Annotated in this window: 26 protein-coding genes and 1 pseudogene; 11 read left to right on the plus strand and 16 right to left on the minus strand. The window is 63.7% G+C overall.

Annotation, left to right across the window (positions count from 1 at the left end; genetic code table 11):
• Nucleotides 1–221 precede the first annotated feature (221 nt).
• From ACQP1G_RS10590 to ACQP1G_RS10615, 6 genes are all read right to left on the minus strand, one after another.
• Nucleotides 222–1,301 (minus strand): ADP-ribosylglycohydrolase family protein, encoded by a 1,080-nt coding sequence (locus ACQP1G_RS10590; RefSeq protein WP_433201590.1) that lies wholly within the window; start codon nucleotides 1,299–1,301, stop codon nucleotides 222–224.
• 95 nt (nucleotides 1,302–1,396) lie between these two features.
• Nucleotides 1,397–2,209 (minus strand): TY-Chap domain-containing protein, encoded by an 813-nt coding sequence (locus ACQP1G_RS10595; RefSeq protein ID WP_433201593.1) that lies wholly within the window; start codon nucleotides 2,207–2,209, stop codon nucleotides 1,397–1,399.
• Nucleotides 2,206–2,688 carry a DUF6301 family protein gene (locus ACQP1G_RS10600; RefSeq protein ID WP_433201596.1) on the minus strand — a complete coding sequence of 161 codons (483 nt, stop codon included), beginning with the start codon at nucleotides 2,686–2,688 and terminating at the stop codon, nucleotides 2,206–2,208. The genes ACQP1G_RS10595 and ACQP1G_RS10600 overlap by 4 nt, the downstream gene beginning before the upstream one ends.
• Before the next feature lie 107 nt (nucleotides 2,689–2,795).
• A complete protein-coding gene (locus ACQP1G_RS10605) occupies nucleotides 2,796–3,458 on the minus strand; it encodes a DUF6301 family protein (protein WP_433201599.1) in 663 nt (220 codons plus the stop codon).
• A 699-nt stretch (nucleotides 3,459–4,157) separates the two neighbouring features.
• Complete coding sequence (locus ACQP1G_RS10610) at nucleotides 4,158–4,607, minus strand: TY-Chap domain-containing protein (protein WP_433201602.1); 450 nt, start codon at nucleotides 4,605–4,607, stop codon at nucleotides 4,158–4,160.
• The gene (locus ACQP1G_RS10615; RefSeq protein ID WP_433201605.1) at nucleotides 4,604–5,101 is read right to left on the minus strand and encodes a DUF6301 family protein; all 498 of its coding nucleotides are present in this window, start codon (nucleotides 5,099–5,101) and stop codon (nucleotides 4,604–4,606) included. The genes ACQP1G_RS10610 and ACQP1G_RS10615 overlap by 4 nt, the downstream gene beginning before the upstream one ends.
• Before the next feature lie 44 nt (nucleotides 5,102–5,145).
• On the opposite strand from ACQP1G_RS10615, the gene ACQP1G_RS10620 reads away from it, so the two are divergent.
• Entirely contained in the window at nucleotides 5,146–5,313 is a 168-nt protein-coding gene (locus ACQP1G_RS10620) for a hypothetical protein (RefSeq protein ID WP_433201608.1), read from the plus strand.
• A gap of 84 nt (nucleotides 5,314–5,397) precedes the next feature.
• Nucleotides 5,398–5,784 carry a hypothetical protein gene (locus ACQP1G_RS10625; protein ID WP_433201611.1) on the plus strand — a complete coding sequence of 129 codons (387 nt, stop codon included), beginning with the start codon at nucleotides 5,398–5,400 and terminating at the stop codon, nucleotides 5,782–5,784.
• A 210-nt stretch (nucleotides 5,785–5,994) separates the two neighbouring features.
• Here ACQP1G_RS10625 and ACQP1G_RS10630 read toward each other — a convergent pair whose 3' ends face one another.
• Nucleotides 5,995–7,056 carry a nitroreductase family deazaflavin-dependent oxidoreductase gene (locus ACQP1G_RS10630; RefSeq protein ID WP_433201614.1) on the minus strand — a complete coding sequence of 354 codons (1,062 nt, stop codon included), beginning with the start codon at nucleotides 7,054–7,056 and terminating at the stop codon, nucleotides 5,995–5,997.
• 35 nt (nucleotides 7,057–7,091) lie between these two features.
• Nucleotides 7,092–7,673, minus strand: coding sequence for an NADPH-dependent FMN reductase (locus ACQP1G_RS10635; RefSeq protein WP_433201617.1), 582 nt, complete (start codon nucleotides 7,671–7,673; stop codon nucleotides 7,092–7,094).
• A 52-nt stretch (nucleotides 7,674–7,725) separates the two neighbouring features.
• Here ACQP1G_RS10635 and soxR point away from each other — a divergent pair, with 52 nt between their 5' ends.
• Nucleotides 7,726–8,181, plus strand: a complete 456-nt coding sequence (soxR, locus tag ACQP1G_RS10640; protein WP_433201620.1) for a redox-sensitive transcriptional activator SoxR — start codon at nucleotides 7,726–7,728, stop codon at nucleotides 8,179–8,181.
• 271 nt (nucleotides 8,182–8,452) lie between these two features.
• On the opposite strand, the gene ACQP1G_RS10645 is transcribed toward soxR, so the two are convergent.
• Complete coding sequence (locus ACQP1G_RS10645; RefSeq protein ID WP_433201623.1) at nucleotides 8,453–9,079, minus strand: dihydrofolate reductase family protein; 627 nt, start codon at nucleotides 9,077–9,079, stop codon at nucleotides 8,453–8,455.
• Nucleotides 9,080–9,338: 259 nt separating this feature from the next.
• Nucleotides 9,339–9,473, minus strand: a complete 135-nt coding sequence (locus ACQP1G_RS10650) for a hypothetical protein (RefSeq protein ID WP_433201626.1) — start codon at nucleotides 9,471–9,473, stop codon at nucleotides 9,339–9,341.
• A 228-nt stretch (nucleotides 9,474–9,701) separates the two neighbouring features.
• Between ACQP1G_RS10650 and ACQP1G_RS10655 the strand changes: the two genes are divergently transcribed.
• A complete protein-coding gene (locus tag ACQP1G_RS10655; RefSeq protein ID WP_433201629.1) occupies nucleotides 9,702–10,217 on the plus strand; it encodes a hypothetical protein in 516 nt (171 codons plus the stop codon).
• Between the two features lie 45 nt (nucleotides 10,218–10,262).
• Here ACQP1G_RS10655 and ACQP1G_RS10660 read toward each other — a convergent pair whose 3' ends face one another.
• The gene (locus ACQP1G_RS10660; protein ID WP_433201632.1) at nucleotides 10,263–10,688 is read right to left on the minus strand and encodes a hypothetical protein; all 426 of its coding nucleotides are present in this window, start codon (nucleotides 10,686–10,688) and stop codon (nucleotides 10,263–10,265) included.
• A gap of 64 nt (nucleotides 10,689–10,752) precedes the next feature.
• Here ACQP1G_RS10660 and ACQP1G_RS10665 point away from each other — a divergent pair, with 64 nt between their 5' ends.
• From ACQP1G_RS10665 to ACQP1G_RS10680, 4 genes are read left to right on the plus strand one after another with little or no spacing between them, the layout of a single operon-like run.
• A complete protein-coding gene (locus tag ACQP1G_RS10665; RefSeq protein ID WP_433201635.1) occupies nucleotides 10,753–11,064 on the plus strand; it encodes a WXG100 family type VII secretion target in 312 nt (103 codons plus the stop codon).
• Nucleotides 11,061–11,348: a WXG100 family type VII secretion target gene (locus ACQP1G_RS10670; protein WP_433201638.1), complete on the plus strand. Its 288-nt coding sequence runs from the start codon at nucleotides 11,061–11,063 to the stop codon at nucleotides 11,346–11,348. The genes ACQP1G_RS10665 and ACQP1G_RS10670 overlap by 4 nt, the downstream gene beginning before the upstream one ends.
• Nucleotides 11,349–11,363: 15 nt before the next feature.
• Nucleotides 11,364–12,710, plus strand: a complete 1,347-nt coding sequence (locus tag ACQP1G_RS10675; RefSeq protein WP_433201641.1) for a putative toxin — start codon at nucleotides 11,364–11,366, stop codon at nucleotides 12,708–12,710.
• Nucleotides 12,707–13,405, plus strand: coding sequence for a HEAT repeat domain-containing protein (locus ACQP1G_RS10680; RefSeq protein ID WP_433201644.1), 699 nt, complete (start codon nucleotides 12,707–12,709; stop codon nucleotides 13,403–13,405). The genes ACQP1G_RS10675 and ACQP1G_RS10680 overlap by 4 nt, the downstream gene beginning before the upstream one ends.
• Nucleotides 13,406–14,019: 614 nt before the next feature.
• Here ACQP1G_RS10680 and ACQP1G_RS10685 read toward each other — a convergent pair.
• Nucleotides 14,020–14,376 (minus strand): DoxX family protein, encoded by a 357-nt coding sequence (locus ACQP1G_RS10685; protein ID WP_433201647.1) that lies wholly within the window; start codon nucleotides 14,374–14,376, stop codon nucleotides 14,020–14,022.
• Nucleotides 14,377–14,460: 84 nt separating this feature from the next.
• Between ACQP1G_RS10685 and ACQP1G_RS10690 the strand changes: the two genes are divergently transcribed.
• Nucleotides 14,461–14,706, plus strand: coding sequence for a hypothetical protein (locus tag ACQP1G_RS10690; protein ID WP_433201650.1), 246 nt, complete (start codon nucleotides 14,461–14,463; stop codon nucleotides 14,704–14,706).
• Here ACQP1G_RS10690 and ACQP1G_RS10695 read toward each other — a convergent pair.
• The 3 genes from ACQP1G_RS10695 to ACQP1G_RS10705 all read right to left on the minus strand — a co-directional run bounded on the left by ACQP1G_RS10695 (nucleotide 14,683) and on the right by ACQP1G_RS10705 (nucleotide 17,519).
• A complete protein-coding gene (locus ACQP1G_RS10695) occupies nucleotides 14,683–16,401 on the minus strand; it encodes a CocE/NonD family hydrolase (protein ID WP_433201653.1) in 1,719 nt (572 codons plus the stop codon). The genes ACQP1G_RS10690 and ACQP1G_RS10695 overlap by 24 nt on opposite strands.
• A complete protein-coding gene (locus tag ACQP1G_RS10700; protein WP_433201656.1) occupies nucleotides 16,353–16,601 on the minus strand; it encodes a hypothetical protein in 249 nt (82 codons plus the stop codon). Before ACQP1G_RS10700 ends, ACQP1G_RS10695 begins: the two co-directional genes overlap by 49 nt.
• 300 nt (nucleotides 16,602–16,901) lie before the next feature.
• Nucleotides 16,902–17,519 (minus strand): TetR family transcriptional regulator, encoded by a 618-nt coding sequence (locus tag ACQP1G_RS10705; RefSeq protein ID WP_433201659.1) that lies wholly within the window; start codon nucleotides 17,517–17,519, stop codon nucleotides 16,902–16,904.
• Nucleotides 17,520–17,694: 175 nt separating this feature from the next.
• Here ACQP1G_RS10705 and ACQP1G_RS10710 point away from each other — a divergent pair.
• Nucleotides 17,695–17,835 (plus strand): annotated as a pseudogene (locus ACQP1G_RS10710) (4-hydroxy-2-oxovalerate aldolase); the annotation flags it as partial.
• 46 nt (nucleotides 17,836–17,881) lie between these two features.
• Here ACQP1G_RS10710 and ACQP1G_RS10715 read toward each other — a convergent pair.
• Nucleotides 17,882–18,277, minus strand: a complete 396-nt coding sequence (locus ACQP1G_RS10715) for a YciI family protein (RefSeq protein WP_433201662.1) — start codon at nucleotides 18,275–18,277, stop codon at nucleotides 17,882–17,884.
• A gap of 192 nt (nucleotides 18,278–18,469) precedes the next feature.
• On the opposite strand from ACQP1G_RS10715, the gene ACQP1G_RS10720 reads away from it, so the two are divergent.
• Nucleotides 18,470–19,012 (plus strand): VOC family protein, encoded by a 543-nt coding sequence (locus tag ACQP1G_RS10720; protein ID WP_433201665.1) that lies wholly within the window; start codon nucleotides 18,470–18,472, stop codon nucleotides 19,010–19,012.
• Nucleotides 19,013–19,049 lie beyond the last annotated feature (37 nt).

Here is a 19,049-nt window from a genome sequence, read left to right on the forward strand (position 1 = left end):
GGCGTCCGGGGGACGGACCATTAGCCGTACTCGTCGATCAGGCTGGCCGCCATCAGCGACCAGACCGGCTCGCCACGACCCACGAGCACGAGATTCGATCGGAACGCGTGGGCTATCTGAGGTGAGCAGTCTTCCACGGTCAGCGGCCGATCGCGTTTTGGACCGACGCCGTCCGATCTCCGAGAGCCAGCAGACCATTCACGCGAACCAACGAACGACCCTTACAGTCCCTCGTCGAACGGGTACCGGTTGTCCAACGCGGACCGGTCGCCGACAAAGTAGTTCAGGACGAGGTCATCGGCGACCTGGACCAGCACATCGCGACCCTCGACTGCGGATGCCCACTCCATCGGCAGCCCGGACACACCGTGGGTGGCGCCGATCAGGTTGCCGGCGACCGCACCGGTGGAATCGGAGTCACCGGAATGGTTCACCGACAACAGCAGCGCTGCGCGCACATCGCCGGTCCGGACCGCGTACAGAGCGCAGTACACCGCGATGGCCAGGCACTCTTCTGCGATCCACCCCGCGCCGACCTGCTCCACCTTTTCAGCGCTCGCCACGCCCTCGGACAACTCGACAGCGCGGGTCAGTGCCGCCACGGTTTCCGCACCTGCGGGGAACGCGACGAGCTGAGTGATGGTCTGCTGCACAGCAATCGGCAGTTCGATACCGCTCACAACACGATCGATCAGTGCCGCGAACGCACCCGCGGCCAGATATCCAGTGGGATGCCCGTGGGTCAGCTGCGCGCTGCGAGCGGCCGTGGTGAATGCGAGGTCCGGGCCCGCCCCGGCCAGTCCGAACGGTGCCGACCGCATCACCGTGCCGCAACCTTTCGAGCCCGGATTCACCGGACCGGGTTGGTCGAGCATGCCTGGGGCGAGATAACCCAGTGCCTGCTTGTTCAGCCCGGACATACAGGCATTCCCTGGTGCCCGCGCCGCATACAAAAACGGCAGACTCGCCAGCCAGCCATTACCGTCCAGTACGGGAGCATCCGGTGTCTGGGTCTGCAACCAGCGCAGATACGCCCTCCGCAGCGCTGGCACCGGGTCGACACCCGGAACCGACCGCAACAGACCCTCAGCAGTGAACAACGTCATCTGGGTGTCATCGGTAATCTGTTGCGGCGCACCCGCGTCGTGCTGAGGCAGAAAACCTTGCACCCCCTCGGCTCCATACCGTCGGCGAATCTGGGCCAGTTGCAAGAATTCGATAGGCCACCCGAGCGCGTCACCAATCGCCCCACCCAGCAGCGAACCCCGTACCCGGTCGAAGACCAACGTGTAATCACCCACGGGACAACATCATTGCGCACCTGGTCGGCACGAACTCATCCGAATCCCGGGACAGCCCTGGCCGTGCGACAGTAGGACCATCAGCAGGCGCAAGGTCATGGAAATTCACGGACTTCGACAACGTCGAGGCCGACGGACCGGGCGGCGGTGTCGAACATTTCTTGCCATTGGTCTACGTCGGTGCTGTCTATCAGGGCATTGGGCATGACCTCGACGCTGATGGACCACTGGTTTTCGCCGTCGCGCCAAAGCTCGGCCAGCTCCGAGGCGTCCCCGCCCGCGCCGAGCTCACGGGAACCGAACTGCATGGCCTCGGGGTCATCGAGACGGCCGCGGCGGCTCAGGCCGAGCGTGTCACGTAACTGTTCCAGTCGCTCCCGGTCGAGTTCCCCCGAAAGGATCAGCAGCAACCGACGTTTCGGTCTGACCGGGAGTTCCCGATCTATCGCCGGTGTCTCGTCCGGGGTTGGTGTCAGTCCCAGCAGGGGGAGGGCGAGGTCGGCGTTGCCCTTGTTCTCGTTCCACGCCGTATAGGTCAACTGCTCCGGGGTAGCGATCCCGAACGCATCCCGCAAACCGGAGGTGATCATCGTCGCCAGCGTGTGGTAGTCGGCCCGTAGCGCGGGCCACGCCAGGTGGTATGACCAGTTGTAGTCGTCGCGCCCGGCAGGCGCCCGCCAGCCCAGGTCGGCGATGTGCCGGAGCCCGGCCGCGTTCGCGCGCACCTCGGGGTCGAGCATGTCGGGGCCGGGTAGTTCGGCACACAGTTCGGTATCGGTCTGAAAGAACTGCGCATACCGGCGCCGATCCGGGTTCGGTACACGCTCCCTGATGGACACCACCGCACCAGCAGGCAGCGACGCCAACTGATCGGCCAATCGTTCCGCGAACTCGTCCCAGCCGATCATGACCGTTCTTCCTCGGCGAGCGCGTCTCCCTCGTCGTCGAGAGCCAACTGCTCGTTGGGCACTAGCTTCAGTTTCACCACGTTCGGAAGCGCTTTCAGCATGAGGGTCTGCTCCGGTCCCGCCCAACGCACCGCGGGATACTCACCCGGTATCCGCGTGGTCGGCTCACCCAGCGCACCCGTGAGCGCACGCGTCATACGCACGAACGCGTCCCACACGCTGTCGGCCTTATCGGAGTCGCTGTCGGTCACCGACTGCACGATGTGGTGGGCTTGCCCGTCCCAGCCGTCGACACGGCCGCTACTCAGCCCGAATCCGACGTCAACGCTTGCCGAATGTTGACCGATCCGCTCGATGCGCCAACCGAATTCCGCGCCCAGTTCCGGCACGTCACCCAATCGCCACGACCAATCCAGCGACCGCAATCGAAGCGCCAGCTCAACAATCTCGGTGTCGTCCAGCGTCCGCCAAACCGTCATGACCTCACCTATCGTCACTCTCGAACACAACCATCCCGCCCACGCTCTTCACGTTCACGTGCCCTAGCCTGATGCACCAATTCCAGCTCGCTGGTCGGCGGGCGTTGTCAATTCTCCTCATCGAGGGCGCTGAGCCAGTCGTTGGTTACCAGCTGTAACCGGACAGTGTGGTGGAAGTCGATCAGCCGCAGGGTTGTTTCAGGACCGGCCCAGCGGATTTCGGAAATCCTGTCGTCGAGGCGATCGGTTGGTTCGCCGAGGGATCTGGTCAGTACGTCCGCAATACGGGCATAAGCTGCCAATGTATTGTCCCGGCCGTCCGGTGTATCAGCTGCCTGGGTGGTGACGGTGACTTCGACGCGTACCGCGTCGAAGTCGAAGCCGATGATGTCGACGGTGTCCGGGCCGAGACCGGCGGCGAACTGGACCCGGTCTGTCGAGTGGATCGTGGGTTCTTGCCAACCGAATACGATCACCAAGCGCAGCAGATCGTCCATCCGCCATGACCAGACCAGCGTGCGCAGTTTCTCGGCGAGATCGTCGATCTCGTTGTCGGACAATGCCTGCCATCCGATTGGTCGCGGCGTGGGCTGCGCGACGGATATATGGTCGGCGACGAAGAGGGGTTTCGACGCAAGTTCGACTGCGCGGCCCGCCGACAGCAATTCGGTGGCCGCCGCATAGTCGAATGTCAAGTCGTCTTCGGAAGTTATGCGGGCTCGCGGTGCTTCGGGGGGCGGTGTGCCGTATGTGAAGGTCGCAGCCCACATTCCTGTTCTGGATCCTTCCAGAATTTTGCGTGCGCGCTCCAGTGAGGCAGCGCTGGGCGCTGCGTCGCTGGCCGCTGCGTCCGGTGACAGATGCCGACCGATGACAGTCAGTCCTGCTGCGCGGCAGCCGACTTCGACGAGTCCGATCGATGTCGCGATGTCGAAAAAGGGGAGGGCATCAATGGTGATGGACCATTCATCGGCGCCGGTGCGCAGCAGCGTGATAGTGGAAGCGCGAATTGACGGGTATCGCGGGTGGTTTCGGATTCGGCACCCCAATTCTCTGCCTACTGCATCGTCGGCAGCACCCGAGGGGGCAAACCCGATGACCGCTCGAAGTTCCTCGAGTTGGCCTTGATCGAGCCGACCAGTTGTGACCAGGCGAAACCGCCGCATCAGTTTCATTCAAGGCCTCCCGATGTTGCCTTAACGACTGAACTACGAGGCGGTCGGGTATTGCGCCGCTGTCCAGCCACGCAACTGTGATCTTTCTCGCAACGGATCGATAGAGCATATCGTCGGGGCTGTTTTCCGACGCGATTACCTCGGTGGCCTTGTTCAGGACCAAAGTGTACTGACTGCCCTGTATATCCGTGTACCGGTAGCGAACTCGTTCCTCGTCTTCCTCAATTTTCTCGATTTCTGCGTATAGTGCCAATGTCATGCCCTCCTTGTCCCGAAAGCTCGGACGACAACCGATTAGTCCTGACGTGCCAGCCCGAGCAGTGGCAGGTGAAGGTCGCGTTCGTCCTCGTTCTTGTTCCATGCGGTGTAGGTCAAGGACCCCGGGTCGCTGATTCGGAATGCGTCACGGAGTCCGGTCACCACCATCGCCGCCAACTGGCGGTATATGACTGAATTGACCGGCCATGGCAGTTCGATCCACCAGTAGGGGCCGTGGTCGGCATCGGGTTCCTGCCAGCCTGTCTCGGCGATCAGGCGGTGCCCCGTTTCGTCCGGCCGCGCGGTGAGATCGAGGAACTCATCGCCCACCAATTCGGCCAGTAGCTCGCTGTCGGTCTGCGCGAACTGCGCGAACCGCTGGTGGCCTGAAGGGACCCCCGCTTCTACGATCTTGACAATCGCGCCTGCGGGCAGTACAGCTAACTGCTCGGCCAGTCGCTCGCTGAATTCCGCCCATTCCGTCATATCAGGCCCTGCCGTTCGAATTCGATGGATCTATCGAAAGCCGCCAGCGAGGCGTTCGTCTGATACGTCAGCTGGACGAAATGTGCGAGACTCAGATTCTTCAGGAGCAATGTTGTTTCCGGGAAAGCCCAACGGATTTCTGCGGTTTCCCCCGATATGCGGGCGGTTGGTTCGCCGAGGGCGCCGGTTATGGCCTCGGTCATCCTGACGAACGCGTCACGCACCATTGCTCGGCCGGTCGCATCCTCGCTTGCGGAGTCGGTCACCTTCAACTTGATGGACTCGGCTACCCCGTCGCGGCCTGTTACCGCACCGCTGCTCAGCCCGAAACCGCAGTCGAGCATGACCCAATCCGTTCGGGCCATCAATACCTTCCAATCGAACCTTGCCGCTATCGCGGGTACATCCTGCAGCTGCCACGACCAGTCCAACGACCGCAAGCCGATAGCCGATTCGACTATCTCGCCATCGGTCAGCGCACGCCATCCCGTCATGGATTCACCTTATTCATATCACCGGATCGGACGGCCGGTACTACGTGAAGACCGGGGATCCGATGATCGCCAACCCAATCGATGTCACGGTAATGTCCGCTGAAATCAACCGGCTCGTCACGCTCACGCTTTATTACCGCGAGGACCGCGTGCATGACGAGTCTCTACGATTGCGGAACCACGTCGAACTCGGCGCGGTTGTACGCGCTTGATCAATTTTTGAGAGTTACGTGGAATCTGGTCAGTGTCTTTCCGGGGGACCGGGGCTTGGGAGGCGTGTTAGCGCTGGCGCAGAGGTGGGGTTCGGCAGCAAAGGCCTGGTTGATCATCTGGATCTATCTCGTGCCATGGGATCAGCTGATGGTGTGTTCCTCGCTCAACGGGTTGCCGGCCGCATCGACTTCCTCATAGTCGATGCTGAATTCGAGTTTCGTGTTTCGGCATTGCTCGGCAAGCTCATGCAGCCGGAAAACGGCGGCCTCGATGGTGCCATCGATATGGCCTTCGAGGAGGATGGGCTACGAGGTCGAAGGATCCTGAATCACAACCGCTTGGAGCCGACGACCTGGTCTGCGAGCGGGCGCGGTTGGACCACTACGTCAGTCCGACCCGTGGTCGCCGTAGCATTCGCCGAAATCGGTTCGAGCACGGCAGGACTGACTGAGTCGGGTGTCGGCCGATGATCCGGTGGTGCAGGAACGCGGTGTCCTGGCCATCGTGGGGGCGCTCGCGTAATCGGCGTATTTCCAAGGCTGGTACGGCATTATTGTCGCCGGAGCGGACAGCCACACGGTGGCGAACTCACCGGCGGCCGGACCGGCGACCACAATCATTGCGCCGGCCCGATCACCGCTGCGAAGTCTCGAACCTGGGCGGTGCGGGTTCTGGCTGAATCAAGTCTCATCCGTGCGGCGTTCGATGATCACGAGCGGGATTTCGCGGTGGGATTTCGCCTGGTAGGTGTCGTAGAGCGGAAAGATCGCGGTCACGAGGTGCCACAGCGGTGGTTTCTCGTCAGCGGTCGCGGGTCGCGCACGCCCGGCGAATTTCTCCGCGCCGACTTGGATTGTGACGTCGGGGTCCGCGATCAGGTTGAGGTACCACGCGGGGTGGGTGGGGGATCCGGCGTTCGAGGCCACCAGGACGTAGCGGTCGTCGTCCTGTCCGTAGATCAACGCGGTGCGCCGGAGCTTTCCCGATTTCCTTCCGCGCGTGGTGAGCAGCAGCGAGGGCCAGCCTTGGTAGAGATGGCCACTCTGCCCGTCGGTCTCGACGTAGTCTCGGATATGTTCCGCCACCCAGTCTGTCGGGCTGTCGAGGACATCAGGTTCGGGCGCCGAACTCTCGGACAGGCTGTGTAGCAGGTGGTATCGCGTGAATCCGCTGTCGGTGACCCCAGGGAATTCTTTCACTCGCTGCCAGCCGCTGCCTGATCCGATCATGCCTTGGCCGGACCGTTCGATCGCGTCGCGGTGGGCGTCCGCGTTCGTCCACTCGGCGTAGGGGAGCACTCGGGTGCCGTCGGTGCTGACGTGGAAATGGCCGGAGATGCCGCCGGGATGTGGGTCGGTCTCACCGGCCATCGCGTCGAAAACCGTATCGACCCAGCGGCGTTGCCGATCGTGGTCCGGTCCGTCGAACTCGACGTCGAGGATGACGATGCATCCTGGAACCGGCCGATTCACCCCAGCGTTGCTGCGATACAGCCGATATTCGACCGCTTCGATGTCGGCGAATCCGGTCAGGTATTCGCGGCCCGCTTCGCCATTTCGCCACTGGGTGTAAGTGACGTTCTTCTCGCCGTCGGTGCTCACGAATACGGTGCACGAGATGAGTTCCTTCGGCCACGGGCCGCGTTCCAGATCGGCGTATACCTCCGCCGCCGACGACCTCATGATCAGGACGGTGTCGACGTCGGGATGTGCGATGTCGGGCAATGCATTACGGGCGATCATGGTTCGCTCTCCGTTTATCGTCGGTTGGGGGCGGTTCAGGCGGCGTAGGGGTGCTCGGATCGAGCGACTTCGAGGGCTCGGCCGAACCAGAGGAGTTGATCGATCAACTTCGCGGCGGCGGCGTCACTGGCCGTCGTGGATGTCAGCTCGCCCGATGCGGTCATGGCGTTGTGGAAGCTCACGGTTTCGCGAACGGTCACCGCGTGCAGTTCGGTGAAGACCTGCCGAAGGTGCTCGACTGCGCGAAGTCCGCCTGCCATGCCTCCGTAGGAGACGAATCCGATCGGCTTGGCTTGCCACTGGGTGTAATGCCAGTCGATGGCGTTCTTCAGCGGCGCGGGATAGCTGTGGTTGTACTCGGGTGTCACCACGACGAACGCGTCGGCCGCCGCGAGGCGCGGGCTGACAGCCGCCAGTGCCGCGACCTCCTGTGCCCCGAGGTCGGTCGACAGCCGTTCGGGCAGAGGTGATTCCGCGAGGTCGATGACATCGACGATGACTCCCGCACGCTGCTTGGCGTGTTCGACGAACCAGTTGGCGACTGTCGGGCCGAACCGGCCCGTGCGGGTGCTGCCGACGATCACGGCGAGGGTCAGTGGACTTTCGGAGGCGGTCATAGGGAAAGCCTCAAACTTAAACACGAGTTCAAGTCAAGGTAGTGTGGGCCGCGTGACACCGCCGCATCCTGAAGTCGCCGAAGTGACGATCGGCGAACTGGCCCAACGCAGTGGTGTTCCGGCCTCGGCGCTGCGCTTCTACGAGCGGCAGGGGCTCATCCACAGTCGTCGCACCACTGGGAATCAGCGTCGCTATTCCCGTGCGACGTTGCGGCAGGTTGCCTTCATCCGCGCCTCGCACCATCTGGGCATTCCCCTATCGGTGATCGGCAATGTCCTGGCACTGCTGCCACCCGGTGAAATACCGGGCCAGGAGTTCTGGGTCAGGGCGTCGGATTGCTGGACCGAGGACATCAACTCCAGAATCGCGCGGTTGGAGCGGATGCGCGATCGGTTCACCGAATGCATCGGCTGTGGCTGCCTGTCGTTCCAGCAATGCGCACTCGTCAACCCGAACGACGAACTGGGCGAAGAGGGTTCGGGTCCGCGGCGGCTCTTCGACAACTGAGGGGTCGCTGTCTCGCAGGATCGTCGGCGGACGGATCTAGCTCAGCGCGCCGCTGAAGGTCGCCAGTTCGTGCGCGAGGTAACGCCGAGTTTCGGGAACCTCGTACAGGTGGTAGCCGACCGTGCGTGGGCTGCCCCCGGACCGGTAGCCAGGCTCTACGCCATATCCGCCCAATTTTCGGCAACCCTGACCCCAAGTACGCCCAAGCCCAGCTCACCGGCCCGAGCCCGGCAGGCTCACCGAGCCCACCGATCCGTGATCCCGCGATAGGTTACATCTGGCCGTGGCGAACCGGCCCGGCTGGTTCGTAGGTGCCGAGGACGATGCCGAGATCGGTCACGGTGAGGTCGACAGGGCGCATCGTCGCCGGGAGGATGCCGTCGTTGAATAAGCGGCGACCGGAGCCGAGCATCAGCGGAAACGTCATCAGGCGGAAGCGGTCGACGAGCTCGTGCTGCAACAGGGACTGGAGCAGTTTGCCGCTTCCCCAGATCTGCAGCTCGTCGCCGGGTTCGTCCTTGAGCGCCTGCACCGCCGCGACGACGTCGCCGGTCAGGAGGTGAGCGGTGTCGGGGTGCTCGCCGCGCCACGTGGCATCGGCCTGGCTGAGCGAGTTGGACACGACGTACTTGGGCAGCGAGTTGATCGTCGTGGCAATGGGGTTGCCGGGGTCGGTCTGATCAGGCCAGTAGCCGCGGAAGATGTCGAATGTTCTGCGACCGAACAGGAACGCGCTGGCGTGGCTGTTGAGCTCGGTGACGAACTCGCCTACGGCTCGGTCCGGGAACGGGGCCTGCCAGCCGCCGTGGGTGAAGGCGTCGCTGGGATCTTCCTCAGGCCCGCCGGGGGCCTGCATAACGCCGTCGAGGGTCAGGAACGTCTGAACGGTGAGCTTCATGTGAATGTAGACGGAGCGGCGCACTGATTCTGAGCGGTATCACGTCGAATCGCTGCCGACCGAGTCGGAGCGCATCCCCTCCGTGCCGGTGACGACGACTTGATCGACGTGACCGGCGACCTGACCACTTACGCCTCGGATTTGCTTACTTGGCGGTGCTGTCGCGCACGACCCCTGGCCGTCTCTGCCGTATGGCAAGTTGGAGCTGGCCGATGATGTCGGAGTGCCGCGCACGGATCGAGCGTGACGAGTTGCGAGTTCATGTGGGGGCGTTGGGATTCGGCTTGCGGCGGGTGTTCCGATAGGTGTGGGATGGCGTTGTCGGGCACAGATCGACCTTCGGCCCGCCGCTTACGAAACTGCCGTTGGTGAACACGCGGAATGCGTGTGACATCTCGAAAATGTTGTTTTGCAACCGGATTCGAGAACCAACCGGTATCGCCGAACGGGCTTGTTCTGCATGACCATCTGGTCGTGTTTGAATTCCGTTGTGGATCTTGTTCGAGGCGACCAGTTCCGGTCAGGGCCTATGGTCCTGGCAGCACTGTCGGTGGTTGCCGCGTGTAGCGCACCCGGATCCGACACACCGTCGACATCGACCGCAGCGATACCCACACCAGCAGTGACCTATTCGTGTGACGCCAATGCCGCTACGGGCCGAGTCTTCACAAGCGACCGTGCGCCCGAGCAGCCGTTCAGCGTGATGATTCCCGAGCTTCCGGGATGGAAGCGCACCGAGGTCCCGGGAGTCGACACCAGGGGACTGAGCATTCAACGCAGAGATCAGCGTCCGGAGCAGTTCCATAGTCCGACCGCCACGATCACCGTCAACCCGCTCGGCCCGACACCGACGGTGGCGGAGGCCGTGGAAGCGATGCGCCGGATGGCGCAGACGACACCGGGTTGGCGGACACGGGACGATCAAAAGATCACAGCGTGTGGCCAGGACGGCAGAAAAGTCACCGGCGCCTTCCCGATCGCCCAGGTCGAATGGTGGCAGGACTACCGCCTCGTCGTCTGCGCATGCAACGGCACAATCCACCCGGTCTTATTGGTCGGCCGCACAACGGTGGCGGACCTGGACGGACTCGGTGCCGACCTCACCACCATCCTCAACGGCGTCCAGATCGTGGCGTGACATCCAGGGCCCGCGTGAACTCGCAGGAACGGAGTGAGGGCCCTGTCAGGTCCACAATCTGGCGGTGCCGACCGCGCCATCGGCGGCGTTGAAGTCGATCAGTAGTTGGTCGGGTGTTGCCGTGTAGGGCACCAGCACGTTTACGGCGGGCCCGTCCCGATGTTCGAGGACAGCCTTGATGGCGCTGCCGGTGAACGGTGCGGACACAGTGACATCGAACACAGTCGCACGGGCGCGCAGGGTGGTTCGGTCAGCTCCGACTTCCATTGCGCTGGTGGTTATTTGCTCGCCGTTCCCACGTTGCTGGGTGTACCTGCGCATGCTTTTCCGTCCCGTGCGGTCGATGACCAGCATGAACGGCGCGAAGGATTCGGATTCTGCGAGGATATGGGCTGCGGCGTCGACCCCGTCGCGCAGGAGAGTGTCATAGTCGTCCTGCACGTGCGGCGGGGCTTGGGTTCGCCAGTCCATGCGGATACACCTTGCTCGAGCGAACGACGGATCGATAAACTTTTCCCGTTGTACGGGGGTGGCCATGAGTTTACAAGTCGATCCAGCGGTTCTCCGTCAAGGCGCATCCGAATTGCGGGTCCAGCGAGGACTTCTCGACGATGTCTTGGCCGGCATCCGTTTCGAGTACTCCCGCCTACAAGAGGTGTGGTCGGGTCGGTCGGCGGACTACGTGACCGCGCTGTGGGATGGCTTGGTCCCGCGGATCGGTACCCATATCGACGAGCTGAATCGACAGGCCGCAAGCTTGACCACCGCCGCCGATGCCCTTGTCGCTCAGGATGAGCGGTTCTCGAGCCAGGTCACGGCGAGGACGTCGAGTCTGGACCTTCCTTGACTGCTCGTCGCTACGACCTGGATGCCATGCAGACCTTCATCGATTTGGTCGATCAGGCGATCGCCGCCGTCGGCGATCACGGTGAGAAGACGAAGAACATCGCCGACGGTGTCCTGGCTCAGTTCAGTGGCGCTGCCGCCCAGGCATTCTCCGACAGCCATAGCGAATGGCTTTCCAGCACAACGACACTCGCCGAGGAGCTGCGCGCGGTGCGGGACAAGATCGCACTCGCGCACAGCAACTACCTTCAGGCCGAACAGGCGAATCGGGATATGCGCTCGTGAGCACCAGGGCTCTCGATGACGACGGTTGACACCGACACCTACTATCGCGTCGGCGAGGCGTTGACCAAGGTGAGTACGGTCCTGGAAGGCCACCTTCGCGCGCTCGACAAAGGTCTGGACGTCTCGAGGTCGGCGGGGTTGTATCCGTACGGCGGACCGAGTTGGGGGCGCAGTTTCGACCAGTCGGCGGCGGACCTGTTCGAGGCTGGGTCGACCGCTGCGATGGCATGCAACGCGCTCGGCATCCAGATCCATACGGCGGGACAGAACCTCGCGCGGGGCGAGAACGCGTCGCACCCGGGTACGCCCGACCCCGTCCCGGAAACGCCGAAGGGGACCACCCTGACCATGAACCTGCACCCGACACAGCTGTCGGTCGGCGGAACCGAGGGGAACCCCGACTACTGGGGGCTGGTCGAGTCTCAGGTCACCAGGAAATGGGCCGACTGCGATGACACGCGGATCGGAGCTACGGGAACGCTTTTGTCTTGGTACGGCACCAGGACATCGGAGTTCGCTACTCAGCTATATCTCAGTGTCAAAGCGCTCTTCCCTGAGGACGCGCAGCGCGAGGACCCGATTCTGACCGAGTACGTCCAGGACACCGCTGCGGTGAGCCGAGCAATCCAGGCTCACTCGGATGCCGCTAGCTACTTGGGCATTGCGTGTACACAAGTCGCCGCGACCGCCAAATCGGCCAAGGATGATTGCCGCACCTCACTCGGATTGCTGGCTGTCATCATCGCCTCCTACGAAGCAGACAAACTCGCCGCCGAGCGGCTGCCGGCCAGCGACGGAGCGCAAGCAGCAATCGATGCCTTGATCACCTCGAACAAGACCGAGTACGCCAAGGCCATCTCCGATCGGCTCGGGGATATCGAGACCAAGGTCGCCGACGCCGTGCGGTCGAACACCGGAATTTATTCGATGGCGACCACGGAGACCGCCGACCTGAAGGCGATCTTGGGCCGAACTCCGCGTAGCACCAAATACATCGGTAACCGTGACATACGTCAAAATGACGCGGCGGGAGAAGAAGGGGAGCGGCGCGCGGGCATCGACCCTACGGTGAAAAAACGCCAGATCACGATCATCGACCGCGACGGCAACGAGCATACGTCGTTTCCGGACCGCATCGACGATGAGAATCGCCAGGTCACCGAGGTCAAGAACACCAATGAGATCGCGGGTGCGAAGCAGCAGATCCTTATTCAGGAGCAGTGGGCCAGGGACAACGGCTACACCATGACGCTGATCGTGGATCACCGGACGCAGATCAACGATCCCGACATCCAGGGCATGATCGATACCGGACAGATCGAACTGATTCGTATGGAACTAGACAACGGACCACCCTCATGATCATCAAGTACGCCCGCATGCCGTACGGGAGTGAGAACGGCGGCACCGAGTGGATGAACGACCTTCCGGCCCGCTACAAGGACGGGGAGCGGGGCTTCGACCGGCGGATCATGCAGGATCTCGCCGCAGTCGGTGTTCCCTGCTACACGCTGGGTGATTTGTCCAACGGGCCCCGGACGATCCCTCAGGGCATCCCGATCTTCATCGACTGGCTGGCCAACCTCGAGACTCGGATCCCAGGGCCGGAAACCGAGCACCGCTCCGCGATACGGTCCGGGCTCATCCGCAATCTGATCGACCCCGCCGCCCGTGGCAACCAGGAGGCCATCGATCTGCTGATCGCTCAGGTCCGTCGCCAGCCACCCATTCCGGAGCGCATGCAGACCTGGGCCTGTGATGCCTTGCACCTGATCGCGGGGCCGAAAAACTTCGTACAGATTGCGGAACTGCTCGAGGAATTGCCGGAGGGGACTGCCATGATCCCGCTGGTCGAGTACCTCGGAAAGGTCAAGTCGCCCGAAGCCCGCGATATCGCGTTGAGATACCTTGACAGCCCCGCCCGCGGAAAAGCGATCAAGGCGTTGGTCCAGATGAAAGCCACTGGCGTGCGGCATCTGATCGAACCGCTCGTCGATGACCGAGCGCCCGCCGTGCGCAAACAGGCCCAGCGCGCACTGGAGAAGCTGTCATCGTGACTGGGTAGCCATGTCCCATGGCGATTGCGATGTCCTGCGATGACGAATATCGTTGCTCGGATGTTGTTTTAGACGCATCCCAGTCGGATCGTGTTCTGCGCCTGTAGGTTTGGTTATTGCCGTTTCCGGTCGTGTGCCCGCGCCAGGTCCGATAGCAGAGTGCCGTGGTTCCGCTGGCGGTAGCGAGGGCGGAGGTGGTGTCGTTGCTCAGGACCAGTCTCGCCTCAGCGATCATCAGCCATGACGAAGGCGAGCTAGGCTGCTTCAGCGAGGATTCGAGGGTTGTGGGCACTCGCGCTGCTGCGGGTAATCCCTCGAAACCCATTGCTGCGATTGGATGTCGGACATTCCGGATGCCAGCTTGGCGCAGAGCGGGAGTTCGGACGTAGTCTGCGGGTCTCGGGGTGCGAGACGGCCGCTCGTTCCCGAGTTCCGGGTGGGCGTGCTCGTCTCGCACAACGGGTTCCAACCTGCGCGAGGTTCGCATGGCGTCTCTCTGGGGGCCGGATGCTCCGTTCGAGGTTGTGGCTGGAGTCACCGCGTGGCCCGACCGGCCCGGCCGCGGTCGAATGCGTTTCGAAAGTCGGTTCGTCTTCGGTGGTTGCCTGTTGCGCTCACGAAACTGCTTGTTGCCCAATAAGAATCAGATATGCGACGGCGACGGCTGTGATCGCGATCGGTGGGATCAGCTGCGGGATCCGGTCGCGACTGCGGAGGTGGCTGATGGCGGCGCCGACCATCAGTGCCACCACGCCGGCCGCTGCGAGGACGCCGATGGTAGGAATCGTCAGCCCCAGGAGCACTCCGATCGCGCCGAGCAACTCCAGGACGCCGATACGGCGGAAGGCGTTGACGCTGAATCCGAGGTGCGCTGCGGTGTCGCGTTGGAAGCCGACGGCCAGGGTCATGGTTGCACCTGCCGGTAGGAGAACGATCGCAAGCAATGCTGCGAGGATGGTAGTTGCGGTCATGGCGATTTCCTTAGTTGTCGGTGTTTGGGGTTGGTGCCCTGGCTGCCCAGGGTGGTGGGCGTAGCTGATCGCTGTTTGCCTGTTGTGCGGCTTGAACGCAGTCCCCTCAGCTCGGAGGGTCGCGCCTACGACCTGGATCTCGTCGACGTCGATGCCGCGGTCGAGCAGTTCGGCGCGGGCCTGCTTCAGGTCCGGGACCACCAGTTGCACGCGATCGTCGTGGCCGAGGTGCCACCCGATATCGATGTGCTCGTGCCGTGTCCGGTCGTAGGTGAGGGACCGCCGGGTGAGTCGTCGGGCGTCCGTTCATTCTCCTTCCAGGATCGGTAGGAGCAGCCGTGAGCTGGAGTGCACCGTGTTGACACCCGCGATGCCGACGGGGGCGTGACTGAACAGCAGCATGGGGCGGAAGTCCGCGCGGGTGTCGTCACTGGTGAGGATCAGCCGGATGCGGTGCCCGCGGCGGAACCGGCGGGCGTTGGCCACTAGCGGGATGCGGTAGTCGACCGGCTCCTCCGCAGGGACGGGATCCCGCGTCTTCATCGGGAGGACGGGCCTGCCGGTCTCACTCGCGTCCTCGTCGACGTGGCGCATGCTGGCGCGCAGCCAGCCCTGGGTGACGTCGATGGACTTGCCGTCCGGTTCGACGTCTTGCAGGAGCAGGATCCATCCCGTGTCGGCCGCACTGCTGGTGGCGGTGAGCTGTAGCTCGGGGTGACCGACCATGTCGAGGTCGCCGGGAAGGGGGTCGCTGGTCCAACTCAGCTGTGCGGGCATGGCGTTCGCGCCGTCCGTGGCATAGCTGCGCGCGCCCGGCCGCTCGTCGGCCGTGAGGGAGCCGTCGGGGTTGAGGGACAGGGCCAGGTGTGTGGCCGGCGGGGGCCAGGAGTCGGCGGTGCGCCACTGTTCGGCCCCGGGCAGCCAGTAGCGGACGGCAGGGTCTTCGAGAATGCCCGTGTCCTGCCCCTTGAGCCAGTGGTCGAACCAGGCGAGGGCCTCGATATGCATGCTCTCCCATGGCCAGGGCAAGCTGTGCTCTCCGAGCATGGTCATGCGCACGTGCGGGTTGCGGGCGAGGGCCTCCCAGGCTTTGAAGAGGCCTGGCAGATGGAGCGGGACGTTGGACCACTCACCGCCGAGGTAGACCGGAATGTCGATACGGGCGAGCAATTGGATCAGGTCGCGCTCGTCCCACCACGCATCCCGGACGGGGTGCTCGGTGGCCACTGCGTTCAGCAGGGCATCCCATGGGTGGGCATCGTGGCGGAAGCGGCTGACCAGCTGCAGGCCGCGGTGCACCTGGACGGCGTCGGCGTGGCTGAACCGGTGGTGGACTGCGGGAATGGCGAGAACTCTGCGCAGGAGACGGGACAGACCCTTGCGGTAGAGACGGTCGCCGTGGGCGGACAGGACGCCCATCGCGCGGAACCAGGGGGTGATGAAAGTCTCGCTCAACAGGCCGTTGTGGTAGCTGGCTTCCCATGCCTGGACAGTGACGTTGAAGGGAAAGAGGGCCTTGAGGTGAGGCGGTCGCTGGGTGGCCGCCTCCAGCTGGGTCATGGCGTAGTAGCTGATGCCGATCATGCCTACGTTCCCGTCGCACCACGGCTGCCCGGCGACCCACTCGATCAGGTCGAACAGGTCCTTGCGCTCCTGCTCGTCGAAGAAGGTGTAGGTGCCGCCCGAGCCCACCGTGCCGCGCAGGTTTGCGATGACGTGGGCGTAACCGCGCGGCACCCAGAAATCACTGGTGCCGGCCTCGATGATGGCCGCGGGGGCGCCCAGGTCCTGGAGTTGGCGGGGATAGGGGGCCGCAGCGATGAGCGCGGGGAATCTGCCGTCCGCGTCGGGGCGGTGAATGTCGGCCAGGAGCCGGGTGCCGTCGCGGACCGGGACAGGCACATTGTCCTCGCGGGTCGTCCCGTGGAGAGCGGGGGACAGGTTGCGGTACTGACGACCGGTGGTCTGCGGTCCGTTCAGCTGACGCTGACCGGGCTCGACCCCACTTGCCTTGAACCGGGCCATAGCACTCCCATTTCCACGTGTACGGAAATTAACGAGTTCACGGTACGTTCACCACCCCGCTGCAGGCAAGAAAAATTTCCATGCAGCGTGAAATACCTGTCGGTGACGGCGATCCGCGCGCGACGCGCGGCGGGATGAACGGCGATGAGCAGGGTGCGGCCGCCGGCGTACTCGATCGCATTGCTGACCAGCTCGGACACCAGCAACCGGCGACGTCGGCGAGGTGGCTGAGACCACGGGCGGCCAGGTCTCGGGCCAGGGCCGCGGCTCACACCGCATGATGCCCACCCGCTCGGCCACCGTCCTGTTTTGCTGTCGAGACTGCGCTGACCTCTCAGTAGAGAGGCCGCCACGGGTGCGGCTGCGGGCCACTACGTCGAGGCGGTAAACGCCGACAGGGCGCCGATTGCCGACGCGGACCGGGATGGACTCGTCGTCCTCGCGGGTCGATACCTGGAGAAGCGGTGTGGACGGCGTTCGCCCTCGCGGTCATCCGCCGCTCAGGTACCCTCCGGGATATCGCCACCCAGGGGTCCGGTGAGGTAGTGCTGCACGGTCGGCCCGATCAGGCTGACGATCTGCTCCGTGAGCATGTCGGCGATGCGGTCGATGGCCCAGACGTAGCGCGTCATGGCCAGGCCCACGATCTGTGTGGCCACCAGATCCGCGCGCAGGCCGGCCTCGTCGTCGGGAAGGCTCGCCGACACGACCTGCAAGACGACGGTGGAGAAGACGGCGCGGAGGCGCTCCATGGCGAAGGGCTCATGGCTTGCGGCGAGGACGATCGAGCGCAGGATCTCCGACGTGGCCGGATCGTCCCACATGCGCAGCGCCGCCTCGACAAAGGCTCGTCCGCGCTGCTCCAACGGCACCTGGGCGGCCTCGGCAATTGCCTCACCGAAGGCTTCCGGCGGCTCCAGCGCGGCCTTCAGCAGTCCCATCTTGTTGGAGAAGTAGTAGTTCACCAGGGTGGGGTCCACGTCGGCGGCCTTCGCGACGGTTCGCAACGAGGTCCCGCTGTAACCCTGCTCAGCGAAGGACTTGCGCGCCGCCGCCAGGATGCGGTCCGCCTGCGCGCCACGTTCCCCCCGAGGCCCTCTCCCCGCTCGAGCCGCCAAGTTCCGCCATCTCCTCTGCTGGTTCCGCACTCGCCCGACTGCCTGCGACGAAGTTTCCGCATACACTGAAATCCGTTTCAGCCTACCGTGAAATTGCGTCCCCCGTCCCGCACCGTGGCTGCGCGCAGCTATCCGAGCACCGCAAAAGGCAGTGGCCACGGAGCGGGTGCAGTGTCATGCGGAAGCCGCCTTCGCGCGGCACGGCATCGACGTGCTGGACATCCTCCTCGAGGTCGGCAGCCGACGGCTTGTCGGCGGACAGGAAGACATGATCGTCGACATCGCCCTGAACCCGGCGGCCGCCCGGACCTCGTGAGAAAGATTCGCGCGACGTGCATGCCGACTCTGAAACGGGTTCTCGCTCAATGCCATTCGTAGGTGCCGCGACCGAGTGACAGGCGCATCGAGACGCTGCCCTCGTTGAGGCGCCACTGATGAACAACGAAGGTCCGCAGGCCCGCCGTGACGAAGGGATCCGCTGACGCAATGGCGGTTGCCTCGGCCTCGTCGGAGGCGCGTAAGACCGTGATGCCCGATCCCGGGCCAGTGCCGGGGCCGCTGACGAGGGGGCCCGACAGGAAGACGAGGTGGCGTTCCTCGAGGTCCAGCAGCCAGGCGATGTGCGCCGGAACGAGGGCGGCGATGTCCTCGGCAGTCGTCCCGTCTACCGGGGTCGAGGTCACCATCCAGTAGTCCCGGCCCAGGAGTCGTGCGAGATCCGGAGCGTCGTGATCGGTAGCGGGTGGCAATGAATTCATCCCGGAACTGTATGCAATCTGAGCCCAGCGTCAACATCCAGCGGAGCCTTGACAGTAAAAGTGCATACACATTACCGTCGAAATAGCGAACAGGAGTGACGCCACATGCGGACTCCCCGGCCGGGCCGTTCGAGGCGCAGTTCATCGACCACCACATGACCCGGTAGCCACCCATGGGAAGGAAGGTTCACCATGCCGATCGCTGAACTCGGTCATTTCGGAGTTTTCTGCAATGACCTGGAGATCTGTACGGCGTTCTACCGCGATGTCCTCGGACTGACCGTCACCGACGAGGATCTGAATCTGGGCATGCGGTTCTTCAGTGCCCGACCGAACTTCGAACACCACGAGTTCCAACTCGTCGAAGGCCGGACCGTGGCGCGAGCCGACGAGGACACCAAGCTCATCCAGCAGGTCTCGTTCCGGGTCAATCATCTGACCGAGCTGCTCGAATTCCACCGCAGATTCATCGAGCACGATGTCGACTTCGACATGATCGTGACGCACGGCAACGCGTTCGGCATCTACTTCTTCGATCCCGAGGGCAACCGGTGCGAGGTGTACTGGCAGACCGGGCTGCCGGCCCGCCAGCCATTCCTGGCAGCGATCGACCTCACCGAACCGGTCGAGAAGCTGCTGGCCGACAACGCGGCGCTGGTAGCTCGGTACGGGGAGACCGGCTATCTGCAGCCGGGGCTGGTGAAGAACCTCATCCCGGACGCGATCGACTCCTGACAGCGCGCGTTCGACAAGGTTCCACAGGAGAGGAAAC

Origin of the sequence: Nocardia sp. CA-107356 (genome assembly GCF_050946365.1) — a bacterium.
Lineage (GTDB): Bacteria > Actinomycetota > Actinomycetes > Mycobacteriales > Mycobacteriaceae > Nocardia.